Origin of the sequence: Kitasatospora sp. NPDC057738 (genome assembly GCF_042798815.1) — a bacterium.
Lineage (GTDB): Bacteria > Actinomycetota > Actinomycetes > Streptomycetales > Streptomycetaceae > Kitasatospora > Kitasatospora lactacystinica.
Genome location: NZ_JBHVJT010000003.1, coordinates 1 through 22,497, shown reverse-complemented (window position 1 = coordinate 22,497; position 22,497 = coordinate 1). Strand labels below are relative to the sequence as shown.

At 73.5% G+C, this 22,497-nt stretch carries 22 protein-coding genes and 3 tRNA genes; 12 read left to right on the top strand and 13 right to left on the bottom strand.

The window, feature by feature from the left end; genetic code table 11:
• Nucleotides 1–183: 183 nt before the first annotated feature.
• The 3 genes from ACFVGO_RS02340 to ACFVGO_RS02330 form a co-directional block, all read right to left on the bottom strand.
• Entirely contained in the window at nt 184–1,587 is a 1,404-nt protein-coding gene (locus tag ACFVGO_RS02340; protein ID WP_359915604.1) for a glutamate decarboxylase, read from the bottom strand.
• 102 nt (nt 1,588–1,689) lie between these two features.
• The gene (locus tag ACFVGO_RS02335) at nt 1,690–3,123 is read right to left on the bottom strand and encodes an FGGY family carbohydrate kinase (protein ID WP_380630656.1); all 1,434 of its coding nucleotides are present in this window, start codon (nt 3,121–3,123) and stop codon (nt 1,690–1,692) included.
• Between the two features lie 202 nt (nt 3,124–3,325).
• Complete coding sequence (locus tag ACFVGO_RS02330; RefSeq protein WP_380347968.1) at nt 3,326–3,631, bottom strand: hypothetical protein; 306 nt, start codon at nt 3,629–3,631, stop codon at nt 3,326–3,328.
• Nucleotides 3,632–3,870: 239 nt separating this feature from the next.
• On the opposite strand from ACFVGO_RS02330, the gene ACFVGO_RS02325 reads away from it, so the two are divergent.
• Together ACFVGO_RS02325 and ACFVGO_RS02320 are read left to right on the top strand one after the other, a co-directional pair.
• Nucleotides 3,871–3,943: transfer RNA gene (locus ACFVGO_RS02325), tRNA-Asn, on the top strand.
• A gap of 61 nt (nt 3,944–4,004) precedes the next feature.
• Nucleotides 4,005–4,077 (top strand) — tRNA-Asn (locus tag ACFVGO_RS02320).
• Nucleotides 4,078–4,263: 186 nt separating this feature from the next.
• Here ACFVGO_RS02320 and ACFVGO_RS02315 read toward each other — a convergent pair.
• Nucleotides 4,264–5,010, bottom strand: a complete 747-nt coding sequence (locus ACFVGO_RS02315; RefSeq protein WP_359915246.1) for a trypsin-like peptidase domain-containing protein — start codon at nt 5,008–5,010, stop codon at nt 4,264–4,266.
• 118 nt (nt 5,011–5,128) lie between these two features.
• Entirely contained in the window at nt 5,129–5,992 is an 864-nt protein-coding gene (locus tag ACFVGO_RS02310) for a hypothetical protein (protein ID WP_359915248.1), read from the bottom strand.
• Between the two features lie 189 nt (nt 5,993–6,181).
• Here ACFVGO_RS02310 and ACFVGO_RS02305 point away from each other — a divergent pair.
• The 5 genes from ACFVGO_RS02305 to ACFVGO_RS02285 all read left to right on the top strand — a co-directional run bounded on the left by ACFVGO_RS02305 (nt 6,182) and on the right by ACFVGO_RS02285 (nt 9,507).
• A tRNA-Ile gene (locus tag ACFVGO_RS02305) sits at nt 6,182–6,255 on the top strand.
• A 335-nt stretch (nt 6,256–6,590) separates the two neighbouring features.
• The gene (locus ACFVGO_RS02300; RefSeq protein WP_359915250.1) at nt 6,591–7,538 is read left to right on the top strand and encodes an SPFH domain-containing protein; all 948 of its coding nucleotides are present in this window, start codon (nt 6,591–6,593) and stop codon (nt 7,536–7,538) included.
• A 9-nt stretch (nt 7,539–7,547) separates the two neighbouring features.
• The gene (locus tag ACFVGO_RS02295) at nt 7,548–7,775 is read left to right on the top strand and encodes a hypothetical protein (RefSeq protein WP_359915252.1); all 228 of its coding nucleotides are present in this window, start codon (nt 7,548–7,550) and stop codon (nt 7,773–7,775) included.
• Nucleotides 7,776–7,825: 50 nt separating this feature from the next.
• Nucleotides 7,826–8,494, top strand: coding sequence for a GPP34 family phosphoprotein (locus ACFVGO_RS02290; protein WP_380347964.1), 669 nt, complete (start codon nt 7,826–7,828; stop codon nt 8,492–8,494).
• 101 nt (nt 8,495–8,595) lie between these two features.
• Nucleotides 8,596–9,507: a 1-aminocyclopropane-1-carboxylate deaminase/D-cysteine desulfhydrase gene (locus ACFVGO_RS02285; protein ID WP_380347962.1), complete on the top strand. Its 912-nt coding sequence runs from the start codon at nt 8,596–8,598 to the stop codon at nt 9,505–9,507.
• Between the two features lie 40 nt (nt 9,508–9,547).
• On the opposite strand, the gene ACFVGO_RS02280 is transcribed toward ACFVGO_RS02285, so the two are convergent.
• Nucleotides 9,548–11,140 (bottom strand): LCP family protein, encoded by a 1,593-nt coding sequence (locus tag ACFVGO_RS02280; protein WP_380630655.1) that lies wholly within the window; start codon nt 11,138–11,140, stop codon nt 9,548–9,550.
• Between the two features lie 119 nt (nt 11,141–11,259).
• Nucleotides 11,260–11,724, bottom strand: a complete 465-nt coding sequence (locus ACFVGO_RS02275) for a MarR family transcriptional regulator (protein ID WP_359915259.1) — start codon at nt 11,722–11,724, stop codon at nt 11,260–11,262.
• A gap of 137 nt (nt 11,725–11,861) precedes the next feature.
• Between ACFVGO_RS02275 and ACFVGO_RS02270 the strand changes: the two genes are divergently transcribed.
• Both ACFVGO_RS02270 and ACFVGO_RS02265 read left to right on the top strand, forming a co-directional pair.
• Nucleotides 11,862–12,890, top strand: a complete 1,029-nt coding sequence (locus ACFVGO_RS02270) for an NADP-dependent oxidoreductase (protein WP_380347958.1) — start codon at nt 11,862–11,864, stop codon at nt 12,888–12,890.
• Nucleotides 12,891–13,252: 362 nt separating this feature from the next.
• Nucleotides 13,253–13,747: a DUF3145 domain-containing protein gene (locus ACFVGO_RS02265; RefSeq protein WP_359913089.1), complete on the top strand. Its 495-nt coding sequence runs from the start codon at nt 13,253–13,255 to the stop codon at nt 13,745–13,747.
• Nucleotides 13,748–13,881: 134 nt separating this feature from the next.
• Here the strand turns inward: ACFVGO_RS02265 and fabF are convergent, their stop codons facing one another.
• From fabF to ACFVGO_RS02240, 5 genes are all read right to left on the bottom strand, one after another.
• Entirely contained in the window at nt 13,882–15,147 is a 1,266-nt protein-coding gene (gene fabF / locus ACFVGO_RS02260) for a beta-ketoacyl-ACP synthase II (RefSeq protein WP_359913086.1), read from the bottom strand.
• A 186-nt stretch (nt 15,148–15,333) separates the two neighbouring features.
• The gene (locus ACFVGO_RS02255) at nt 15,334–15,573 is read right to left on the bottom strand and encodes an acyl carrier protein (RefSeq protein ID WP_224283099.1); all 240 of its coding nucleotides are present in this window, start codon (nt 15,571–15,573) and stop codon (nt 15,334–15,336) included.
• 75 nt (nt 15,574–15,648) lie between these two features.
• Nucleotides 15,649–16,680 carry a beta-ketoacyl-ACP synthase III gene (locus tag ACFVGO_RS02250; protein WP_359913083.1) on the bottom strand — a complete coding sequence of 344 codons (1,032 nt, stop codon included), beginning with the start codon at nt 16,678–16,680 and terminating at the stop codon, nt 15,649–15,651.
• Nucleotides 16,677–17,627, bottom strand: coding sequence for an ACP S-malonyltransferase (locus tag ACFVGO_RS02245; protein WP_380630654.1), 951 nt, complete (start codon nt 17,625–17,627; stop codon nt 16,677–16,679). Before ACFVGO_RS02245 ends, ACFVGO_RS02250 begins: the two co-directional genes overlap by 4 nt.
• A gap of 91 nt (nt 17,628–17,718) precedes the next feature.
• Nucleotides 17,719–18,915, bottom strand: a complete 1,197-nt coding sequence (locus ACFVGO_RS02240) for a helix-turn-helix domain-containing protein (protein ID WP_359913095.1) — start codon at nt 18,913–18,915, stop codon at nt 17,719–17,721.
• Nucleotides 18,916–19,139: 224 nt separating this feature from the next.
• On the opposite strand from ACFVGO_RS02240, the gene ACFVGO_RS02235 reads away from it, so the two are divergent.
• A complete protein-coding gene (locus ACFVGO_RS02235) occupies nt 19,140–19,916 on the top strand; it encodes a pirin family protein (protein WP_380358837.1) in 777 nt (258 codons plus the stop codon).
• Nucleotides 19,917–19,978: 62 nt separating this feature from the next.
• Here the strand turns inward: ACFVGO_RS02235 and ACFVGO_RS02230 are convergent, their stop codons facing one another.
• The gene (locus tag ACFVGO_RS02230) at nt 19,979–20,815 is read right to left on the bottom strand and encodes a serine hydrolase domain-containing protein (RefSeq protein ID WP_359913074.1); all 837 of its coding nucleotides are present in this window, start codon (nt 20,813–20,815) and stop codon (nt 19,979–19,981) included.
• A 133-nt stretch (nt 20,816–20,948) separates the two neighbouring features.
• Here ACFVGO_RS02230 and ACFVGO_RS02225 point away from each other — a divergent pair, with 133 nt between their 5' ends.
• Both ACFVGO_RS02225 and ACFVGO_RS02220 read left to right on the top strand, forming a co-directional pair.
• Entirely contained in the window at nt 20,949–21,452 is a 504-nt protein-coding gene (locus tag ACFVGO_RS02225; protein ID WP_380358834.1) for a MerR family transcriptional regulator, read from the top strand.
• A complete protein-coding gene (locus tag ACFVGO_RS02220) occupies nt 21,449–22,462 on the top strand; it encodes an aldo/keto reductase (RefSeq protein WP_380630652.1) in 1,014 nt (337 codons plus the stop codon). The genes ACFVGO_RS02225 and ACFVGO_RS02220 overlap by 4 nt, the downstream gene beginning before the upstream one ends.
• Nucleotides 22,463–22,497 lie beyond the last annotated feature (35 nt).

The following is a 22,497-nucleotide window of genomic DNA, read 5'->3' as shown; positions in this document are numbered from 1 at the left end:
CACCGTTGGGGGAAGTTGTCGGGGCTCGGGTTGGCCCCTTGTGTGTCCTCCCTCTTCCCTGCCCCCCCCGGGCCTGGGCAACCTTGGGGGGGGGGGCCTCCCCCGGCCCGCCGGGATGCTCCGGCGGGGAGGGCGCTTCGCTGCGCCCTCCCCGCCGTGACGTTCTCCCGGGTGTGCGGAGGGTCAGTGGTGGAAGCCCGAGCGGGGCGGCACCCCGAGCTGCTGGAGCGGGACGGGCTGGCGCCGCAGTTCCGGCAGCAGCCGGTCGAGGTCGGCCAGCAGCAGGTCGGCGAGGTCCCGCGAGAAGCCGTTGCGGCAGACCACCCGGAGCACCGACAGGTCCTCCCGGTTGGCCGGGAAGGCGTACGCGGGCACCTGCCAGCCGCGTTCGCGCAGCCGCCGCGAGACGTCGAACACGTCGAACGGGACGTCCCCTTCGGTGGTGAAGGCGAACACCGGCAGCTGGTCGCCCCGGGTCAGCAGCCGGAAGCCGTCCAGCTTCCCGATCCGCCCGGAGAGGTAGGTGGCGACCTCGCGGCAGGCGCCCTGGACGGCCCGGAAGCCCTCCCGGCCGAGCCGCAGGAAGATGTAGTACTGGGCGACCACCTCGGCGCCGGGCCGGGAGAAGTTGAGGGCGAAGGTCGGCATCTCGCCGCCCAGGTAGTTGACCCGGAAGACCAGTTCCTCCGGCAGTGCCTCCTTGTCGCGCCAGAGCGCCCAGCCCACCCCGGGGTACACCAGGCCGTACTTGTGGCCGGAGGTGTTGATCGAGGCGACCCGGGGCAGCCGGAAGTCCCAGGACAGGTCCGGGTCGAGGAAGGGCGCCACCATGCCGCCGGAGGCGCCGTCCACGTGCACCGGGACGTCGACGCCGGTGCGCTCCTGGAGGGCGTCCAGGGCCGCGCAGATCTCCGCGACCGGCTCGTACGAGCCGTCGAAGGTGGAGCCGAGCACGGCGACCACACCGATGGTGTTCTCGTCGCACAGCGCGACCGCCCGCTCGGCGTCCAGGTGGAAGCGGTCGCCCTCCATCGGCGCGGTGCGGGTCTCGACCTCCCAGAAGTTGCAGAACTTCTCCCAGCAGACCTGCACGTTGACGCCCATCACCAGGTTGGGCCGGGCCCCGGCGGCGTAGCGGTCGGGGTTGCGCCGCATCCAGCGGCGCTTGAGCGCCATGCCGGCCAGCATGCAGGCCTCGCTGGAGCCGGTGGTGGAGCAGCCGACGGCGGTGTCCGGGTCGGGGGCGTGCCAGAGGTCGGCGAGGATCGCCACGCAGCGCCGCTCCAGTTCGGCGGTCTGCGGGTACTCGTCCTTGTCGATCATGTTCTTGTCGAGGCACTCGGTCATCAGCCGGGTGGCCTGGGCGTCCATCGAGGTGGTGACGAAGGTCGCCAGGTTGAGCTTCGCGTTGCCGTCCAGCATCAGCTCGTCGTGGATCAGCTGGTAGGTGGTCTCGGCCGCGACCGGGCCCTCGCCGAGCCGGTGCAGCGGCGGGGCCAGTTTCATCGCGCCCAACGGGTCGGCGACGGTCGGGTACGGGCCGATGCTCAGCCGGCGGTCGCCGCCGGCTCCCTTGTGCAGCGCCATGGCGTCCTGCCGCCTTCCGCGTCGGTGGCCGTGTCCCGTTCCACGCTGCCACCGCGCGCCGGGTGCCGCATCCGCACGGCCGTCACCGCCCCCGGGCCGGGGTCAGGCCGCCGCCTCCGGGTGCATCTGGTCGCGGGCGGCCCGGTACTGCTGACGCACCGCCGAGCCGATCGCCAGGTCCTGCTCCCCGTCGGGCTCGACGGTCTCGGCGTCCGGCAGCTCCCACTCCGGCGGCTCCGGGGTGCCCGCCAGCGCCCACGCGGCCTGCCGGGCGGCCCCGCGGGCGGCGTGGGCGCCCGGTGGCGGCACCACGACCGGGACGCCGAACAGCATCGGGGCGATGTGCCGGACGGCGGGCAGCCGCCCGGCCGTGCCGAGCAGGAACACCCGCTTCACCGCGATGCCCCGGGCGCGCAGCACGTCGAGGGCGTCGGCGATGTTGCACAGCATGCCCTCGACGGCGGCCCGGGCCAGGTGCTGAGGGGTCATCGCCTCGGCCCGCAGCCCGGTCAGGGTGCCGGCCGCGTGCGGCAGCGCGGGGGTGCGTTCGCCGTCCAGGTAGGGCAGCAGCACCAGGCCGTAGGCGCCGGGGGAGGAGTGCAGGGCGAGGTCGCTCAGGCCCTCCAGGTCCCGGCCGAGCAGGGCGGCGGTGGAGCGCAGCACCTCGGCGGCGTTGAGGGTGGCGACCATCGGCAGGTGCCGGCCGCTGGCGTCGGCGAAGGAGGAGACCAGGCCGGAGGCGTCCACCACGGCCTCCTCGTGCACCGCGAAGATCGTTCCGGCGCTGCCGAGGGAGACCACCGCGTCGCCCGGGCCGAGGCCCAGGCCCAGCGCGGCGGCCATGTTGTCCCCGGTTCCGGCCGAGATCAGCAGGCCCTCGGGGGTGTGCCCGGCGGGCTCGGCCGGGGGCAGGACGTCGGGCAGCCTGAGCTCGTGGCCGAGCGCCAGCTCGACCAGGTCCTGCCGGTACTCGCCGGTGATCGGCGACCAGTAGCCGGTGCCGGAGGCGTCGCCGCGGTCGGTGGTGCGGCGCTTGGGGTGGCCGAGCAGCTGCCAGACCAGCCAGTCGTGCGGCAGCAGCACCTCGGCGATCCGACGGGCGTTGGCCGGCTCGAACTCGGCCAGCCAGCGCAGCTTGGCGATGGTGTACGTGGGGGCGGGCACGGAGCCGATCGCGGCGGTCCAGGCGGCCGGGCCGCCGAAGGCGTCCAGCAGCTTGGCGGCGGCCCCGCTGGAGCGCGGGTCGTTCCACAGGAGCGCCGGGCGTACCTGTACCCCGCCCGCGTCCAGGCCGATCATCCCGTGCTGCTGGGCGCTGACGCCGATCGCCCGGACGCCCTCCAGCAGGCCGCCGGTCGCGGCGTCGCCGAGCGAGTGCAGCCAGACCTGGGGGTCGGCCTCGCCCGGGCGCAGGTCCTGGTCCTCGGGGACGGGGTGGGGCGCCTTGCCGGAGCGCAGGACGGCGCCGGTGTCGGCGTCGCACGCGACGATCCGGGTGCGGTTGGTCGAGCTGTCTATCCCCGCGACGATGGCCATGCCGAGATCATGCCTCAGCCCGGCCCGGGACGCGTCCGGGCCGGGTGGGACGTTGCGGGTTCGCGACCGCGCGTTGGGGTTCGCTTGGGTCCGGCGTCACCGTCCCGTCACCGACGGGGGGTAGCCGCCGGGCCGTGTGTCGCGTGACACACGGCCCGGGCCAGTGGCGCACGGGGGCCACCGGCGGGGCGGCCGCCGCCCGTCACGGGCGGAAGGTGCCCCAGCCGTCGTCCTCCGCCCGGGAGCGGTTGAAGTACGGCACCCGGTCGGTGACGGCGTTCGGCAGCCGGTCGCCGACCCGGTCCGCGACCGCGCCGGCCGCCCTCCCGGCCACCGCCCCGGCCTGCTGCCGGGCCCGGTCGGTCGCGCCCTGGACCGTGGGGTTCCGGGCGACCTGCCGGGTGACCCTGGCGATCTGTTCGTAGCGCCGGCGCCCGGCTCGCGAGCCGAGGACGTAGCCGGCCGCGAAACCCGCGGCCAACGACAGCTTCCACATGGTCGGATCCACCCTCTCCTGGCGGCTTCTGCCGCATTGCCCTACCCGTCCGTCGGGACGGCGAACCGTCCGCGCCCCAGCATCCCCGGCCCCGTCGCCGGGCGCGCGCGGGGCACGCCGGGGGCAACCCGGGGGCAACCCGGGGGCAAGCCGGGAAAGCGATTGGCGGACCACCCCCCCGAGTGCGCTAATGTATGTCCCGCAGCGAGCGCCGAGGAGCCCGGGAGACCGGGGGCCGAGGCGGGAGCCGATCCCCCATAGCTCAATTGGCAGAGCAGCCGACTGTTAATCGGCAGGTTATTGGTTCGAGTCCAATTGGGGGAGCTCGGGAGAAGGTCCTTCGGGTCCTGCTTCCCGTCCGTGGTACGGAAGTCGAGTACCGCGATCCCGCATAGCTCAATTGGCAGAGCAGCCGACTGTTAATCGGCAGGTTATTGGTTCGAGTCCAATTGCGGGAGCTGCACCGGGTCCGCCCGGTGACTGCTCAGAGCGAAGGCCCCTCGGTCGACCGGGGGGCCTTCGTGTTGTCGTCGTCCGGTCCCGCGGCGTGACGTACGCGACACCGCCCGGCTTCCCCCGGATCCGCCCGTGCGCCCGGTTCCGGTCCCGCGGCCGGCTCCCGGGTCCCGCGGTCGCCTTCCGGGTCAGGCGGTCGCCTTCCGGTAGAGGTCGGCGACCCGCTGGTCGAAGGTGACGCTGTACGAGGTGCCGGGGGTTTCCCCGCCCTCCTGGTAGCCGCCGATCACGCCGATCACCGTGCCGTTCGCGGCGACCCACGGGCTGCCGCTGGTGCCGTCGGTGTAGCCGCCGCAGTCGAAGCGCTCCTGGGTGGCGCTCTGCGAGCTGGTCCGGACGGCACAGGTGATCGGCTCGTCGCTCTCGTTCGGGTAGCCGGTGACGGCGACGGACAGTCCGAAGCCCTGGCCGGTGCCGATCGGATTGCCGCCGACCGCGTCCTCGACCTGCCGGCCGTCGACCGTGCCCACCGTGACGAAGGCCACGTCGTACTCGGGGTCGTCGCCGGCCGCCCAGCGCGGGTCGACGGTGATCGCCTGTACCGGCCAAGTCCCGTACGGCGTGGACCCGTTGCGGTAGCCGGGGGTGAACACCAGACCGTCCAGCAGGCCGATCCGGCGGGTCTGCACGCAGTGCGCCGCGGTGACCAGCAGATTGCGCCGGGGGCTCTGCACCACGCTCGCGGTGCAGGCGCGCGGGCCCTGGGCGGTGCGGATGGAGAGGGTGCCGATCCGGTCCCGGGCGGGGCTCTGCTGCGCGACCTCGGCGGTCGGCGCCCCGTCCTGCCCGCCGCACGCGGTGCCGGCGGCCAGCAGCAGGGCGGCCAGCGCGGCCGTTCGTGCCGTGCGCGGGGGCCGCGGCGGGCGGGAGGCCATCGGGGCTCCGTCTCGTTCCTCGGGGCGGGCACCGGGGCCGTGCGTTCCGCCGTTCGTGAGGAAGATCTACCAGGCCGTGCCCGGCGGCGCCACCGCCGCGTGTCGGGTCTGCCGCGGGTCAGCCGGTGGCGCGGTCGTACAGGGCCTGGACGCGGTCGCCGAAGTAACTGCTGTACGAGGTGTCCGGGCTGTTGCCGCCCTCCTGGTAGCCGCCGATCACGCCGACCACGGTGCCGGTCCTGGTGGCCGGGTCGAAGTCGGTGACCCACGGGCTGCCGCTGGTGCCGCCGGTGTAGTCGGGGCAGTCGATCCGCAACTGGGTGGGGCTCTGCCGGTCGGTGGTGTTGGAGCAGGTGATCGGGACGCCGCTGCTGCTCGGGTAGCCGGTGATCTTCACCGGGAGCCGGTAGCCGCGGTTGACGCCCAGTCGGTTGGCGCCGAGCACCTGCTGGACCTGCCGGCCGTCCTGCGCCTGGACGACCGCGAAGGCGACGTCCATGTCCGGGTCGGCGTGGTCGTTCCAGTCGTCGTCCACGGTGACGGCCAGCAGCGGCCAGACGCCGCTGGGGGTGTCGCCGTCGCGGTAGCCGGGGACGAAGACCAGATCGCCGCGCCGCCCGAGCCGCGGGTCCCAGACGCAGTGGGCGGCGGTGACGACGAGGTTGAGCCCGGCACTGTCGACCACACTGGCGGTGCAGAAGTGGTCGCCGTCGGCGTTGCGGGTGAACACCGCGCCGACCAGGCCGTTGAGCACGGTGGGCTTGGCGGTGCGGGTGACCCCGGTGTGCCGGCCGGCCGCTCCCCTGAGCCGCTGCCGGTTCCAGCCGTGGCTGTCGACGGAGGCGGAGGTGGAGGAGGCGGTGGGAGGTGCCGAGGTGACGGTGGGGGTGCCCCCGCCCGGGCCCGCCGCGGTGGTGCAGCCGGCCGCGGCCAGCACCAGCGCGAGCGTCGCGGCCGCCGCCCCCGTCCCACGAGTCGTCATCCGCCCAGGCTGCACCGAACGGGTGCCCCGCCGCCACCCGGGCTGCGCCGCCCGGGAGGCGCGTACCGTCGCGCACCCAGCTGCGCCCCCGGCGCGCACCACGGGTGATCGACCGGCTATGCTGCCCGGGACGGCCTCGCTGGGGCCGTCTGCTGCTGCCGTGCCGACGACCGGCGCGTGCGGCGAACCGGGGCGGTAGCTCAGCCGGTTAGAGCAGGGGACTCATAATCCCTTGGTCGTGGGTTCGAGTCCCACCCGCCCCACCTTCTCGATGTGCGACGAGTGTCGTACGACCCTTCGCGGGCGGGCCGCCGAGCCGGCGCCCGCCGCCTTCCCACCGCCTGCGACGTCGCAGAGTCTAGGCCGCGGCCGCCCCCTTCCCCGTGTGGCGCGCCGGAATTCACCCACCCGTGGGCATCGGCCCGGGCCGTCCCCGACGGTCGTGCGCCGCCGCTCGGCGGCCGTTCCTTCCCCGTTCCCGTCGCCGCTGGGCGGCCGTCCGTTCCCCTGTTCCGGTCGCCGGCCCCTGGCGCGGTGCGGCAAAAAAGTGATATCACTTTGACATCGGATGCGGATGCTCGCAGAAGGAGTCGCTCCCATGACCACACCGCCTTTCGCCGTCGAGGACGGCCCCGCGCTGGACCTCCCGGTCCCCAGGATCACCGAACGGGTCATCACCGGGGCGGCCGGCCTGCCGGTGCTCGGCGGCGCACTGTTCGGCCTGCTCGCCGGGGTCGGCTCGGTCATCGCCGGCGCGGCCCAACTGTCCTCGAAGACCAGCGGGTTGGGCATCGCCCTGGTGATCGTCGGGCCGCTGCTGCTGCTCGGCTCGCTGCTGACGACGTTCGGGCTGACGGTGGTCTCGCCCGGTCAGGCCCGGGTGGTCCAGCTGCTCGGGCGCTACCGGGGCACCATCCGCGCCGAGGGCCTGACCTGGCTGAACCCGTTCACCAACCGCCGGCACATATCGCTGCGGATCCGCAACCACGAGACCGAGACCACCAAGGTCAACGACGCGGACGGCAACCCGATCGAGATCGCCGCCGTGGTGGTCTGGCAGGTCGAGGACACCGCGATGGCGCTCTTCGAGGTGGACGACTACGCCGACTTCGTCGCCATCCAGACCGAGACGGCCGTGCGGCACATCGCCACCAGCTACCCGTACGACGCCCACCACGAGGGCCAGTTGTCGCTGCGCGACGGTGCGGACGAGATCGCCCGCAAGCTCTCCGCCGAGATCTCCGCCCGGGTCGCCGCGGCCGGGGTGCGGGTCGTCGAGTCCCGGATCACCAGGCTCGCGTACGCTCCGGAGGTCGCCCAGGTGATGCTCCAGCGTCAGCAGGCCGGGGCCGTGGTGGCGGCGCGCAGGCTGATCGTCGAGGGCGCCGTCGGTATGGTCGAGGAGGCGCTGGAACGGCTCGCCGAACGCGATGTCGTGGAGCTGGACGAGGAGCGCAAGGCCGCCATGGTGAGCAACCTCCTGGTGGTGCTCTGCGGCGACCGCGGCACCCAGCCCGTCGTGAACACGGGCTCCCTCTACCAGTAAGGCGAGGCCTTGGCGACGGAACGGAAGAAGCTCCTGTTGCGACTGGACCCTTCAGTTCACGACGCGCTCGCCCGATGGGCCGCGGACGACCTGCGCAGCACCAACGCGCAGATCGAGTTCCTGCTCCGCCGCGCCCTCACCGACGCGGGGCGGATGCCCGGCGGCGCGGCCCGGCTTCCCCGGCGCGGACGCCCGCCCAAGGAGGACCCGGAGAGCGGCGGTCCCGGAGGGGACTGACCGCGGCGGCCCGGGCCACCCACAGATCCTCCAGATCCCGGGAGAACGAGATGGACCTGCCTGCCAACCTGCCCGAGAAGCTGTACCTGCTCGCCCACGACCCGCGGCGCGGGCGGACCACCCAGCACTCCTCGCTCAACCTGCTGCTGCAGGCGGCGGCGCTGACCGAGCTGTTGCGCCGGGGCCTGCTGTACGAGGAGGGCCGCAAGGCCGTCGCCCGGGTCCGCGGCGGCGCCGCCGAGGACGGCCTCGACCCGTACAGTGCCGACCTGTTGGGCCGGATCAGGGCCTCCCGGCCGCACAGCTGGAGCTCGTGGGTCGGCCGTGCCAGGAGCACCGGGCGCGACCAGCCGATCCGCCGGGTCCGGGACGGCCTGGCGGAATCCGGCCGGATCACCCTCCGGCCGCACCGGGTGGCCGGCCTGTTCCCGGTGACCCTGGTCACCGTGCACGACCCCGGGGTCCGCAAGGCGCTGGAGGCCCGCGTCACCGGGGCTCTGACGGGCCCGTTCAGCCGGGTCGACCCGGCCGACGCGGCGCTGACCGCCCTGGTGGCGGCGGGGAAGCTCCGTACGGTGCTCGGCTCCAGGGAGCGCCGGGAGCACCGCGGCCGGATCGCGAAGCTGGCCCCGGCGGCCGGCCCGGTCCCGCGCGCGCTCGGTACCGCCCTGGCCTGGCGGACGGCGGGCCACGCGGCGGAGAGCGCGGCCCTGGGCTGACGGACCGTCCACGGGGGTGACGGTCCGTCCGCGGGGCCACGGAGCCCGGCCGCCCGTCCGGCGGCCGGGCTCCCGGCCGTCCGGGCCCGTAAGCTGGCCGGATGCTCGAACCCGCCCTGCTGCCGACCCCGCTGGTGGACTGCGCCGACGAGGCCTTCGCCCGGGCCGGGGTGGAGCTGCGGCTGAAGCGGGACGACCTGCTGCACCCGACCGTCCCCGGCAACAAGTGGCGCAAGCTGGCGCCCAACCTGGCCGCCGCCGTGGAGCAGGGCCACACCCGGCTGCTGACCTTCGGCGGCGCCTACTCGACCCACCTGCGGGCCGTCGCGGCCGCCGCCGGGGCGCTCGGGCTGGAGAGCGTCGGGCTGGTGCGCGGCGAGGAACTGGCCGACCGGCCGCGCAACTGGTCCCTGCGGGCCGCCGAGGCGGCCGGGATGCGGCTGGAGTTCCTGACCCGGGCCGAGTACCGGGAGGCCACCGGCCGGGCCGAGGGGGAGCACGGCACGGACGCGCCGCTCCGTCGCTGGGGCCGCTGCCTGGTGCTCCCGGAGGGCGGCTCCAACGCCCTGGCCGCCGTCGGCGCGGCCGCGATCCCGGCCGAACTGCCCGGTCTCGGCGAGCGCGACGTGGTCTGCTGCCCGGTCGGCACCGGCGGCACCCTGGCCGGTATCGCGGCCGGTCTGCCGGCGGGCGCGCGGGCGCTCGGGGTGGCCGTGCTGCGCGGCGGCGAGGGCTACCTGGAGGCGGAGGTCGCCCGGCTGCACCGGGCCGCCTACGGGCGCGGGTTCGGCAACTGGCGGATCGACCACGGGCACCACGGCGGCGGCTACGGCAGGGTCCCGGCCGAGCTGGCCGACTTCGCCGAGCGCTTCGAGCGCCGCCACGGGATCGCGCTGGAGCGCCGTTACGTCGCCAAGCTGCTCGCCGCGCTGGCGGACCTGGCGGGGGCGGGCGCCTTCCCCCGCGGCACCCGTCTCACCGCCGTCGTCACCGGGCTGCCGGACCCGCAGTAGCGGCCGGTCGGCTCGCGGCCCACGGTCGGCAGTCGGTCGGTCAGCCGAAGGTCAGGTTGGCGCACGGGTCGGTGTCGGCGTTGCGGGTGTTCTCCGCTATGCCGGTGGGGATGCCACCCGGGACGCCGCTCGGGACTCCGCTCGGGGCGGTGCCCGGGACGCCGCTCGGGGTGGTGCCCGGGACGGTGCCGGGGGTGGCTCCCGCCGCGGCACCGGCAGGGGCACCGGGCTCCGGGCTCGGGGCGGTCACCGGGTCGATCCGGGGGCCGGCCGCGCGGAAGTCGGCGCCGAGGGTGACGGTGATCGCCTCCGAGCCGGGCTCCTCGACCGCCCTGGCGCCGGGGAAGAGCGCCACGACCTGGTCGGCGGTGGCCTTCAGCGCGGGGTCGTAGGAGATCTGGGTGGCCTGCTGGCCGGGGGTGTTCTGGCCGAGCGCGACGTTCCGGAAGCCGCGCGCCCTGAGCGTCTCGGCGCCGGAGCCGGCCAGGCCGGGCGTGCCGACCCCGTTGACCACGGTGATCGGCGCCGCGCTCTGCTCCGGGGTGAGCGGAGTGAGCGGGGTGCCGGGGGAGGTGCCCGGGTCGGTGCTGGGGGAGGAGGTCACCTGGCCCGTCCCGGAGGTGCTCTGCCCGTCCAGGGTGCGGTCCTCGCGCAGCAGCTTCCAGAGGGCGTCGGCGTCCGGCTGCACCAGCCGTATTCGGTCGCCGGCGAAGCGCCAGGGCGCGGTGACGAAGGAGACGTCGGAGAGCTTGATGTCCTGGATCGAACGGGCGAAGTCCACCAGCTTCATCGCGGTGCCCAGCCCCTCGTCCACGGTGAGCGACTTGGTGGCCGCGTCGGCCAGCGGCAGCAGGGTGGGCAGTGAGAAGCCCTGGCCCTGGACCTTCTTGATCATCGAGGAGAGGAAGGCCTGCTGACGCTTCATCCGACCGATGTCGGAGTTGTCGCCGATCCCGTGGCGCGTCCGCAGGTAGTCCACCGCGGACTGTCCGGAGAGCTTCTGGAGGCCCTTCTTGAGGTGTATGCCGTACTGGTTGACGTCGTTGGGCACGCAGGCCTCCACGCCGCCCACGGCGTCGGACATCGCGGCCGCGCCCTTGAAGTCGACCACGACGGTGTGGTCGATCCGCAGCCCGGTGAGCTTCTCCACGGTGTTCTGGGTGCAGGCCGGGTTGCCCTTCTCGGCGAGGCCCACGGTGAAGGCGGAGTTGAACATCTGGTCGGTCTTCGGCGTCGTCCAGGTGCCGTTCGGCAGCTTGCAGGACGGGATGGTGACCAGGGTGTCGCGGGGGATCGAGACGCCGACGGCGTGCTTGTGGTCGGCGTAGACGTGCACCAGGATCGCGGTGTCCGAGTGGCCGACGCCCTCGTCGCCGCCGCCCAGCGAGTCGTTGCCCTCGTCGCGGGTGTCCGAGCCGAGCAGCAGCACGTTGACCGGGACGGAGGCGCCCGGGCTGGCCGGGACGGGGGCCGGCGGGCGCTCGGTGGCGACGCCGCCGGAGTCGAAGGTGGTGATGTTGTTGTCCAGCCGGTGGTAGAACCAGGCTCCGGCGCCCACGACCGACAGCACCAGTACGGCGGCCAGGCCGATGGCGGTCCGCAGGTAGCGGCGCCGACGCGTGCTGCTGCTCATCCTCCGTGCCCCCCGTCTTCAGGTCTCTCGCGTTCGATGTTCGAACGTTAGACGTTCCGGGAGGCTTTTCGGTTACCCCCCTGGGGCCTGCGGAAGGCCCCCGGGTGCTGTGATGCTGATCACGCGCCGGGGCCGGAGGCGCCCGCGAGCATCCGCCGGAGCAGGTCGCGCAGCGCCGTCCGCTCGTCCGGGCCGAGCGCGGCCAGTGGCTCGCGGGCGAAGTTCAGCGATTCGCGCAGTTCCTCGGAGGCGGCCGAGCCGGTGCCGGTGGCGGCGACCAGCTTGACCCGGCGGTCGTGCCGGTCGGCCTCACGGGTCACGAAGCCGCGGGATTCGAGCCGGTCGACGATCCCGGTGATGTTGGAGGGCTCGCAGCTGAGCGTCTGGGCGATCTGGCGCATCGGCATCGGGCCGCGCCGCAGCAGCGCGAGCACCTTGGCCTGGGCGCCGGTGAGCGAGCGGGCGGCGGCGGCCTCCTCGTACTCGCGGTGGAACAGTGCGACCAGGTTGGCCATCAGGTCGACGACCTCGCGGGTGATCTCGTCGGGCTGCGGCGCGGCGTCCTGGATCGACTGGGTGTCCATGGTCGACAGTCTACCTGAAAAGTTGACAACGTGAACCTTTCATGCCCATCGTTACTTCAGTTGCTCAACCTTTCAGGTGCCGAAACCGCACCTGAACCACACCTGAACCCGCAGCCGAACCGCAAGGAGCGCCCCCGATGGCAGAGCAGGCCGCCGCCCCCGCGACCGCCCGTGAATGGCACCTCGCCGCCCGCCCGCAGGGCTGGCCGGTGCCGACCGACTTCGCCCTGGTCGAGGCCCCGGTCCGGGCCCCCGGCCCGGGCGAGATCCTGGTCCGCAACGCCTACCTCTCGGTGGACCCGTACATGAGGGGCCGGATGAACGACGTGAAGTCGTACGTCCCGCCGTTCCAGCTGGGCCGGGCCATGGACGGCGGTGCGGTCGGCTACGTCGTCGCCTCCGGGGCCGAGGGCTTCGCCCCGGGCGACGCGGTGCTGCACGGGCTCGGCTGGCGCGAGTACGCGACCCTGGACGCCGGGCGCGCGGTCAAGGTCGACCCGGCCGCCGCCCCGCTCTCCGCCTACCTCGGCGTGCTCGGCATGCCCGGCCTGACCGCCTACGCCGGCCTGCTCGCCGTCGGCGCCCTGAAGGAGGGCGACAAGGTCTTCGTCTCCGGCGCGGCCGGCGCGGTCGGCTCGCTGGTCGGGCAGATCGCCAGGCTCAAGGGCGCCTCGCTGGTGGTCGGTTCGGCCGGCTCGGCGCAGAAGGTGGCCGGGCTGGTGGACGAGTACGGCTTCGACGCGGCCTTCAACTACAAGGACGCCCCGGTCGCCGAGCAGCTCGCCGAGGCCGCCCCGGACGGCATCGACCTCTACTTCGACAACGTCGGCGGCGACCACCTGGAGGCCGCGATCGGCGCGCTGAACGTGCACGGCCGCGCGGTGCTCTGCGGTGCCATCGCCCAGTACAACGACACCGCCGCACCCGCCGCCCCGCGCAACCTCGCGCTCGCCATCGGCAAGCGGCTGCGCCTGGAGGGCATGCTGGTGGGCGACCACGCCGGGCTCCAGCCGCAGTTCGTCGCGGAGGTGGCCGGCTGGCTGAAGTCCGGTGAACTGCGCACCGAGGAGACCGTGGTGGACGGTTTCGAGAACGCCGCCGAGGCCTTCCTCGATCTGCTGCGCGGCGTCAACACCGGCAAGATGGTCGTCCGCCTGGACGGCTGACGCTCCGTCAGGTCGTCGACCGCCCCGCCGCCCGCACCGGGCGGCGGGGCGGTCGGGCATCGGCGGTGCGCGCTCGGGCGCGGGCGTCGCGGCCGCACTACCGCATTCCGGCCGGATCCGAAAGTGCGTCATCCATCCTGTGGCGCCGCGCGGTACGGTGGTCCCGCCGGCGATGGGGCCGTTCGGGGGAGAGATCCGGCCGAGGGGTAGACCTCGTTGAGGATTCGACTAGCATTGAGCGAAAGCCTGTCCGTTTTGCTCAATTTAGTAGCTTAATGTCGGCTAACGTGAGTAACTGCGGATCAACTGCAGGCACGAGGCAGCTGGGGAAGGCGACCCTCGTCCACAGCCTGGAGGTCCCGGTGACGACACGTGGAGTTCTGTACATCCACACCGCGCCCCGCGCGCTGTGCCCGCACGTCGAGTGGGCCGTCGCGGGGGTGCTCGGTGTGCGGGTGAGCCTGGACTGGATCCGCCAGCCGGCCGCACCCGGGCATTGGCGTGCCGAGCTCTCCTGGCAGGGGGAGCCCGGTACGGCTTCGAAGCTCGCCTCCGCGCTGCGCGGCTGGCAGCTGATGCGGTACGAGGTGACCAGCGAGCCCTGCGCCACGGCGGAGGGGGAGCGGTACAGCAGCACGCCCTCGCTCGGCATCTTCCACGCCGTCACGGGCATCCACGGCGACATCCTGATCCCCGAGGACCGGTTGCGCGCCGTCCTGCTGCGCGCCCGCAGCGAGGGGGCCGACCTGGAGGCCGAGATCGCCCGGCTGCTCGGCAAGCCCTGGGACGACGAGCTTGAGCCGTTCCGGTACGCGGGCGAGGGCGCGCCGGTGCGCTGGCTGCACCAGGTGGTCTGAGGCCGCCCCGCACGAACCGGACGGGCACGACGAAGGGGCCGGCGGCCACGGCGGTGAACGAGACCGACGACCACGGTTACCCCGTGACGAAGGGGCCGGCGCTCAAGGAGAGCGCCGGCCCCTTCGTCGGGGCGTCAGCGGGTGCGGAAGGCCAGCACCACGTTGTGGCCGCCGAAGCCGAACGAGTTGTTCAGCGCGGCGATCCGGCCCTCGGGCAGCTTGCGGGCCTCGTCGCGGACGATGTCGGCGTCCACGTCGTCGTCCAGCTCGTCCACGTTGATGGTCGGCGGGGCGATCCGGTGGTACAGGGCCAGCACGGTGGCGACGGTCTCGATGCCGCCGGCGCCGCCCAGCAGGTGGCCCGTCATCGACTTGGTGGCCGAGACCGCGATGTGGTCGAGGTCGTCGCCCAGCTCCTTGCGCAGCGCCTTCAGCTCGGCGGTGTCGCCCTGGGGGGTCGAGGTGGCGTGCGCGTTGACGTGCACGATCTCGGCCTTGTCCAGCTCGTTGCGCTCGAACAGGTCGGCCAGCGCGCGGGCCACGCCGGCGCCGGTCGGCTCGGGCTGCGCGATGTGGTGGGCGTCCGAGGACAGGCCCTGGCCCACGGCCTCGCAGTAGATCCGGGCGCCGCGCGCCTCGGCGTGCTCGACCGACTCCAGCACGACCACGCCGGCACCCTCGCCCAGCACGAAGCCGTCGCGGGCCTTGTCGTAGGGGCGGGACGCGCGCTGGGGGTCGTCGTTCTTCTTGGACATCGCCATCATGTTGGCGAACGCGGCGATCGGCAGCGGGTGGATCGCCGCCTCGGTGCCGCCGGCCACCACGACGTCGGCGCGGCCGGTACGGATCATCTCGATCGCGTAGCCGATCGCCTCGGCGCCGGAGGCACAGGCGGAGACGGGGGTGTGCACGCCCGCGCGGGCGCCGACCTCCAGACCGACGTTGGCCGCCGGGGAGTTGGGCATCAGCATCGGGACGGTGTGCGGGGAGACCTTGCGGGCGCCCTTCTCCTTCAGCACGTCGTACTGGTCGAGGAGCGTGGTCACGCCGCCGATGCCGGAGGCGATCACGGCGCCCAGGCGCTCGGGGGCGAGCTTGGAGGACTCGTCGGTGGCGGGGGTCTCGTAGCCGGCGTCGGCCCAGGCCTCGCGGGCGGCGATCAGCGCGAACTGCGCCGAGCGATCCAGCTTGCGGGCCAGCGGGCGGGGCAGGATCTCGCCCGGCTCGACGGCGGTCCTCGCCGCGATCTTCACCGGCAGGTCCTCGGCCCACTCCTCGGTCAGGGCCGCCACGCCGGACCGACCGGCGACCAGGTTCTCCCAGGTGCTGGCGGCGTCGGCGCCCAGCGGCGTGAAGGCGCCGATACCCGTGACGACCACGGTGCGGTTTTCAGCGGTCACTGGTTTCTTCTTCTCTCACGTGTGCGGGGGGTCGGCGGCGTGCCGAGGAAGGGCCCGGCCGGGCGCCCCGAGTGGGGGCGTCCCGGCCGGCGGGGTCGGCCAGGCTCGACGAGCCCGGCCGACCGGTCAGCCTTCGCCGGCGTACGGGACGCCGGACGGGCTGGCCGAGTCGAACTGGTCGATCGATCAGGCGTTGAGGATGTAGTTCACCGCGTCGCCGACGGTCTTCAGGTTCTTGACCTCGTCGTCCGGGATCTTGACGTCGAAGCGCTCCTCGGCGGCCACGACGACCTCGACCATGGACAGCGAGTCGACGTCCAGGTCGTCGGTGAAGGACTTGTCGAGCTGGACGTCCTCGGTCGGGATGCCGGCGATCTCGTTGACGATCTCGGCGAGACCTTCCAGGACCTCTTCCTGGGTAGCCATACTGGCTGCTCCTCTACGGTGTTGAGCGTGTCCGGCCGGCGGCCGGGCACAGGCTTGTGAATTGGGCGAATGCGCCTAGGGGAGAGTAACGACTGCTGCGGCGTACACGAGACCCGCCCCGAACCCGATGATCAGGGCCAGGTCCCCGCTGTGGGCCTCACCGCTCTCCAGCATGCGTTCCATCGCCAGCGGGATGGAGGCCGCGGAAGTGTTGCCGGTCTCGGCGATGTCGCGGGCGACGGGTACCGACTCCGGCAGCTTGAGCGCCTTGATCATGGCATCCGTGATCCGCATGTTGGCCTGGTGGGGGATGAACGCGCCGAGCTGGTCGGCGGTGATCCCGGCGGCGTCCAGCGCCTGCTGGGCCACCTTGGCCATCTCCCAGACCGCCCAGCGGAAGACCGGCTGGCCGTCCATCCGCAGGGCCGGCCACTTGGTCTCCTCGCCCGCGCCGTTGATCGCGTCGGACTTGGCGAAGGCGGTGTCCCAGGCCTGGGTCTGGGTGATGAGGTCGGCCTGCGAGCCGTCCGAGCCCCAGATCAGCTTGCCGATGCCGGGGGTGTCCGACGGGCCGACGATCGCGGCGCCGGCGCCGTCACCGAAGATGAAGGCGGTGGAGCGGTCCGACTGGTCGGTCAGGTCGCTGAGCCGCTCGACGCCGATGACCAGCACGTAGTCGGCGTTGCCGCCGCGGATCATGCCGTCGGCCAGGCCGAGGCCGTAGCCGAAGCCGGCACAGGCGGCCGAGATGTCGAAGGCCGGGGCGTTGCCGCAGCCGAGCCGCTCGGAGATCTCGGTGGCGATCGCGGGGGTCTGCTTGAGGTGCGAGACGGTCGAGACGATCACGCCGCCGATCTGCTCGGCGGAGATCCCGGCCTGGGCGATGGCCTTGCCGGCCGCCTGGACCGACATCTCGGCGACGGACTCCTCCGGGCCGGCCCAGCGGCGCTCGGCGATCCCGCTGCGGGTGCGGATCCACTCGTCCGAGGAGTCGATCCACTCCAGGACCTCGGAGTTGGGGATCACCCGGACCGGGCGGTAGCCGCCGACGCCGAGGATGCGCGAGTACTGCGCGCCGCTCACCGGACGGATCTGGGGCTTGGTCATGCCTGGGTCTCCTGCTCCTGACCGCCGTGCTCCGCAACGAGCTCGCGGGCCTTGTCCAGATCGGCGGGGGTCTTGAGGGCGAGCGTGGCCACACCCTTGAGGTTGCGCTTGAGCAGCCCGGTGAGGGTGCCGGCGGGGGACAGCTCGATCACGGCCGTCGCACCCAGCTGCCCGAGGGTCTCCATGCAGAGGTCCCAGCGGACGGGGTTGGAGACCTGCGAGACCAGGCGCGCGAGCACCTCGGCACCGGTGTCCACGACCGCGCCGTCCCTGTTGGAGACGTAGCGGACCAGCGGGTCGGCCGCGGTCAGCGTCGGGGCCAGCTGGGCCAGCCGCTCGACGCCCGGGGCCATGTGCTCGGTGTGGAAGGCGCCGGCCACCTTGAGGGCGATCAGCTTGGCGCGGGCCGGCGGGTCCGCCTTCAGCGCCTCCAGCTGGTCCAGCGTGCCGGCGGCGACGATCTGGCCGCCGCCGTTGTTGTTGGCCGCGGTCAGACCGTGCTCGGCCAGCTTCGCCGCGACCTCCTCCGGCTCGCCGCCGAGCACGGCGAGCATGCCGGTCTCGGTGACGGCGGCGGCCTCGGCCATGGCCCGGCCGCGCTCACGCACGAAGGTCAGCGCGTCGTGGGCGCCGAGCACCCCGGCGCCGGCGGCGGCGGTGATCTCACCGACGCTGTGACCGGCCACGGCGCCGACCAGCTTGCGGGCGGCGTCCTCGTCCGGGAACAGCTCCCGGGCGGTCACCAGACCCGCCGCGACCAGCAGCGGCTGGGCGACGGCGGTGTCCTTGATCTCCTCGGCGGACGCCTCGGTACCGGCGTGCACCAGGTCGAGCCCGGCGACCTCCGACCAGCCGCGCAGGCGGTCGGCGACGCCGTCGAGCTCCAGCCAGGGGCTGAGGAAACCGGGGGACTGAGCACCCTGTCCAGGGGCGACGATTACGAGCACGGTTCAACCCTCTCTCGCCAGGCGCCCAGGGGCGGGTAGGCGACGGTAACGAAGAAAACCATCCCTGATTGTGCGGTTCCTACACTCCGGCTCAGCCGGGCTCCCCGACGGCGCCCAACCGGCCGAGGGCCAGTGCGATCCGCAGGGTGAACGCCGAACGTACGTCGGAGGGGGCGTACCCCGTGACGTCAGTCACACGTCGCAGCCGGTAGCGCACCGTGTTGGGGTGGACAAAGAGCATCCGGGCCGCGCCCTCCAGGGAGGAGGCCTGCTCCAGGTAGACGCTCAGGGTCTCCAGCAGGGCGGACCCGGCCTCGTCCAGCGGTGTGTAGATCTCCTCCACCAGCTGACGGCGCGCGGCCTGGTCGCCGGCCAGTGCCCGCTCGGGCAGCAGGTCGTCGGCCAGCACCGGGCGGGGGGCGTCCGGCCAGGCGGCGCAGGCCCGCAGGCCGGCCGCGGCGGCGTGGGCCGAGCGGGTCGCGGAGAGCAGGTCGGGCACGGTCGGGCCGACCACCACCGGGCCCGGCGCGAACTGGCCGATCAGCGCCCGGGCCGCGTGCACCGGCTCCTTCTCGCCGCCGACCACGACCACCAGGCGCTTGCCCAGCACCCCGGTCAGCACGTTCAGCTTGGCGTACCGGGCGGCCCGGCGGATCGCCTCGACCACCAGCTCGCTGTCGCCGTCCGGCGCGCTGCCCATCACCACCCGGACCTGGCTGGGCTGGCCCCAGCCGAGTGCGGCGGCGCGGGAGAGCACGCCCTCGTCGGCGTCGCCGGACAGCAGCGAGTTGACCACCAGCGCCTCCAGCCGGGCGTCCCAGGCGCCGCGCGCCTCGGCGGCCTGGGCGTACACCTGGGCGGTCGCGAAGGCGATCTCCCGGGCGTAGACCAGCACCGACTCGCGCATGTCCGCCTCGTCGCCGGGGGCGGCCACCTCCTCGATGGCCTCCTCCATCACCTCGATCGTGGTGCGGATCAGCTCGACGGTCTGGCGCAGGGTGATCGCCCTGGTCAGCTCGCGCGGAGCGGTGCCGAAGACGTCGGTGGAGATCGCCTGGGCGGTGTCGGGGTGGCGGTACCACTCGGTGAAGGCGGCGATGCCGGCCTGGGCCACCAGGCCGATCCAGGAGCGGTGCTCCGGCGGCATCCGCCGGTACCAGCCGAGCTGGTCGTCCATCCGCGAGATCGCGGCGGTGGCCAGCTTGCCGGAGGACTTCTCCAGCCGCTTGAGCGTCGCCGCCCGGCGTTCGGCGCGCTCGGCGGCGTTTCTGCGCTCCTGGGCGGTCAGGCGGGGCGCCGCACGGCCGGGTCGGTCACGGGCCGACCGGGGGGCCGGGCCCTTTCCGGCGGGGTCGGGTGCGGGGCTGGGACTGGGTTCGCTCTTGGAGTTCGCGGAGGCGGCTGGCACAAGGACAAGACTGCCTCACGCGAGTGACTGCTCGTGCACACCCCCCCCGGCACGGTGGCGCGGTGGCAGGAGTCGCACCGCGGCCCAGCCACTACGGTGGGGGCGTGACCGAAGCCCCCGACCGCCCCCGTGCCGACCTGCGCCGCACCGCCGAGCGCTACCGCTCCGTCCCGGCCGAGGGCGTCGAGACCAGGCACGCGTTCTCCTTCTCCGGCCACTACGACCCGAAGAACACCCACTTCGGGGCACTGCTCGCGTGCAACGAGGAACTCCTCGCCCCCGGCGCCGGATTCGAGGAGCACAAGCACCGGGACACCGAGATCCTCACCTGGGTGCTGGAGGGCGCGCTCGCCCACCGCGATTCGCACGGCCACAGCGGGGTGGTCCGACCCGGGATGGTCCAGCACCTCAGCGCCGGTTCCGGGGTCACCCACACCGAGCGCAACGTCGGCGGCGCCACCGGGCCGGTCCGCTTCGTCCAGATGTGGCTCCAGCCGGACGAGTTCGACGCGCCCCCCGCCTACGGCCTGCGCAAGGTGGAACCGGCGGACGGCGGGTTGACGCTGCTCGCCTCCGGGCTGGAGCGCGACGCCGGGACGGACGCCCTGCGGCTGCGCCGCGGCGACGCCGCGCTCTGGCTGGCCACCGCCGGGCCGTGGCAGCCGCTGCCGCTACTGCCCGAGGCGCCCTGGCGGTACGCCCACCTGACCGCCGGCTCGCTGGGCTACCGGACCGTCCCTGGGCCCAAGGGCGGCGGCCGCTCGATGGTTCCGGGCGACAGCGTGCGGATCACCGGCGAGGCCTTCGCCGACCCGGCGGCGGGGGAGACCGGCGCCGAACTCCTGCTCTGGGAGATGCACTCGCCGGTCTCCTACGGTTAGGGCGTGTCTGAACAATTCCCGCCGGGTGCGCCGACGCGAATGGTCGGACACGCCCCAGCGGCTCAGCGCTTCGGGAGTTCTTCGAGCACCGCGTCGGAGAAGGCCGGCCAGGCCTCGACCGCCCACGGCCCGAAGTCCCGGTCGGTGAGCGCGACGCAGGCGGCGCCGGCCTGCGGGTCGACCCACAGGAAGGTGCCGGACTGGCCGAAGTGCCCGAAGGTTCCGGGGGAGTTGGCGGCGCCGGTCCAGTGCGGGCTCTTGCCGTCGCGGATCTCGAAGCCGAGGCCCCAGTCGTTCGGGCGCTGGTGGCCGTAGCCGGGCAGCACACCGCTGGTGCCGGGGAAGGCGACCTCGCGGGTGGCCTGCCGGAGCGTGGACGGGTCCAGCAGCTTGGGTGCCTGCAGTTCGGCGGCGAACCGGGCGAGGTCGGCGACGGTGGACAGGCCGCCGGCGCCGGCCGGGGACTTGTGCGCGGTGTTGATCAGGGTGTCCGTCATGCCCAGCGGCTCGAACACCGCCTCGGCGGCGTAGCGGGAGAACTCGATCCCGGCGGCCTCGGACAGCGTCCGGGCCAGCACGTCGAAGCCCGCGTTGGAGTAGAGCCGGCGGTTGCCGGGCTCGCCGAACACCCGGTGCTCGTCGAAGCCCAGGCCGGAGGTGTGCGCGAGCAGGTGGCGGACGGTCGAGCCGGCCGGACCGGCCGGGTCGTCCAGCTCGAACACGCCCTCCTCGACGGCGACCAGCGCCGCGTACGAGGTGAGCAGCTTGGTCACCGAGGCGAGCGGGAACAGGTGCTGCTGCGGCCCGTGCGCGCCCAGGACCGCGCCGTCCGCCCCCCGGACCACCGCCGCCGCGGCATGGGGCACCGGCCAGTTCTCGATCATCCGCAAGCTCTCCATGGGATCCGACTGTAGTCGCCGGGAAATTCCGCGGAGAAGGTGGTGGTGGAGCCACCCGGGTGTCGGGCTTGCTTGGAGTGCACTCCAACTCGGTAGCGTCGTTCACGTCGTCCAGGACAGGGGGAAACGAGCGATGGCCGCACCCGCACGCATCGAGATCGACCTGCGCAGCTGCTCCGAGGTGTTCAGCCGCCCCGTCGGGGATCCGGACCCGAGGCCGAGGCACACCATCAGCGAGGTCGCCGCGGCGAGCGGGCTGACCACCCACACCCTGCGCTGGTACGAGCGGATCGGCCTGCTGGACCCGGTCGACCGGGCGGCGGGCGGCCAGCGCCGCTACTCCGACGCCGATCTGCACCGGCTGGCCTTCCTGGGCCGGCTGCGGCTGACCGGCATGTCGGTGGCGGACATGCTCAAGTACGTGGACATGGCCCGCCAGGGCGAGCAGACCTACGGGGAGCGGCGGCTACTCCTGGAGGCCCAGCGCGAGGAGGTCCGACAGCGGATCGTGGACCTCCAGGCCACCCTCGCCGTCCTCGACTACAAGATCGATCTCTATGCCGGGAAGGTCGCCGGTGGCGCCGGAATCCCGGCCACGTGCCAGAACATCCATGTAGAGGAAGAGCAGAGCGCATGACTCAGACCGTCCTTCCCACCGTCGAACTCGGCAACGGCGGCCCGCTGGTGGGCGTCCAGGGCCTCGGCTGCATGGGCATGAGCGAGTTCTACGGCCCCACCGACACCGGCGAGGCGCTCGCCACCCTGGACGCCGCGCTGGCGACCGGTGTCACCCTCTTCGACACCGCCGACATGTACGGCTCCGGCCGCAACGAGGAGCTGATCGGCCCCTTCGTCCGGGCCAACCGGAACCAGGTGGTGCTCGCCACCAAGTTCTCCATCCTGCGCTCCGAGGAGGACGGCGCGGTCCGCGGCATCAGCAACGACCCGGCGTACATCCGGACCGCGGTGGACGCCTCGCTGCGCCGCCTCGGCACGGACGTGATCGACCTGTACTACATGCACCGCCGCGACCCGGCCGTGCCGCTGGCCGACTCGGTCGGTGCCATGGCCGAGCTGGTGCGGGCCGGCAAGGTGCGCCACCTCGGCCTGTCCGAGGTGACCGGGGCGGAGCTGCGCGAGGCGCACGCGATCCACCCGATCGCCGCGCTCCAGTCCGAGTGGTCGGTGTTCGCCCGTGACGTCGAGCGCACGGCGGTCCCGGCCGCGGCGGAGCTGGGCGTCGCCTTCGTGCCGTACTCGCCGCTCGGGCGGGGCTTCCTGACCGGCGCCTTCCAGGACGCCAAGGAGCTCTCGGCGGACGACTACCGCCGTTCCCACCCGCGCTACACCGGCGACAACGCGGCCGCCAACGGCGAACTGCTCGACCCGCTGCGGAAGATCGCGGCGGCCCGCGGCGTGACGCTCGCCCAGGTCGCACTGGCCTGGGTGCACCAGCAGGCCGAGGTGCACGGGCTGGCCGTCGTGCCGATCCCGGGCACCCGCAGGCGCGGCCGGCTCGCCGAGAACACCGCGGCGGCGACGCTGCGGCTGACCGCCGAGGAGCTGGCGCTGCTGGAGCCGGTGGCCGGCCGGGTGGCGGGGAACCGCTACGCGGACATGAGCTCCACCTCGGCGGCGCGCGAGTAGCGGGACCGGCGGCCCGGGGGAGCCGGCGCGGGCTC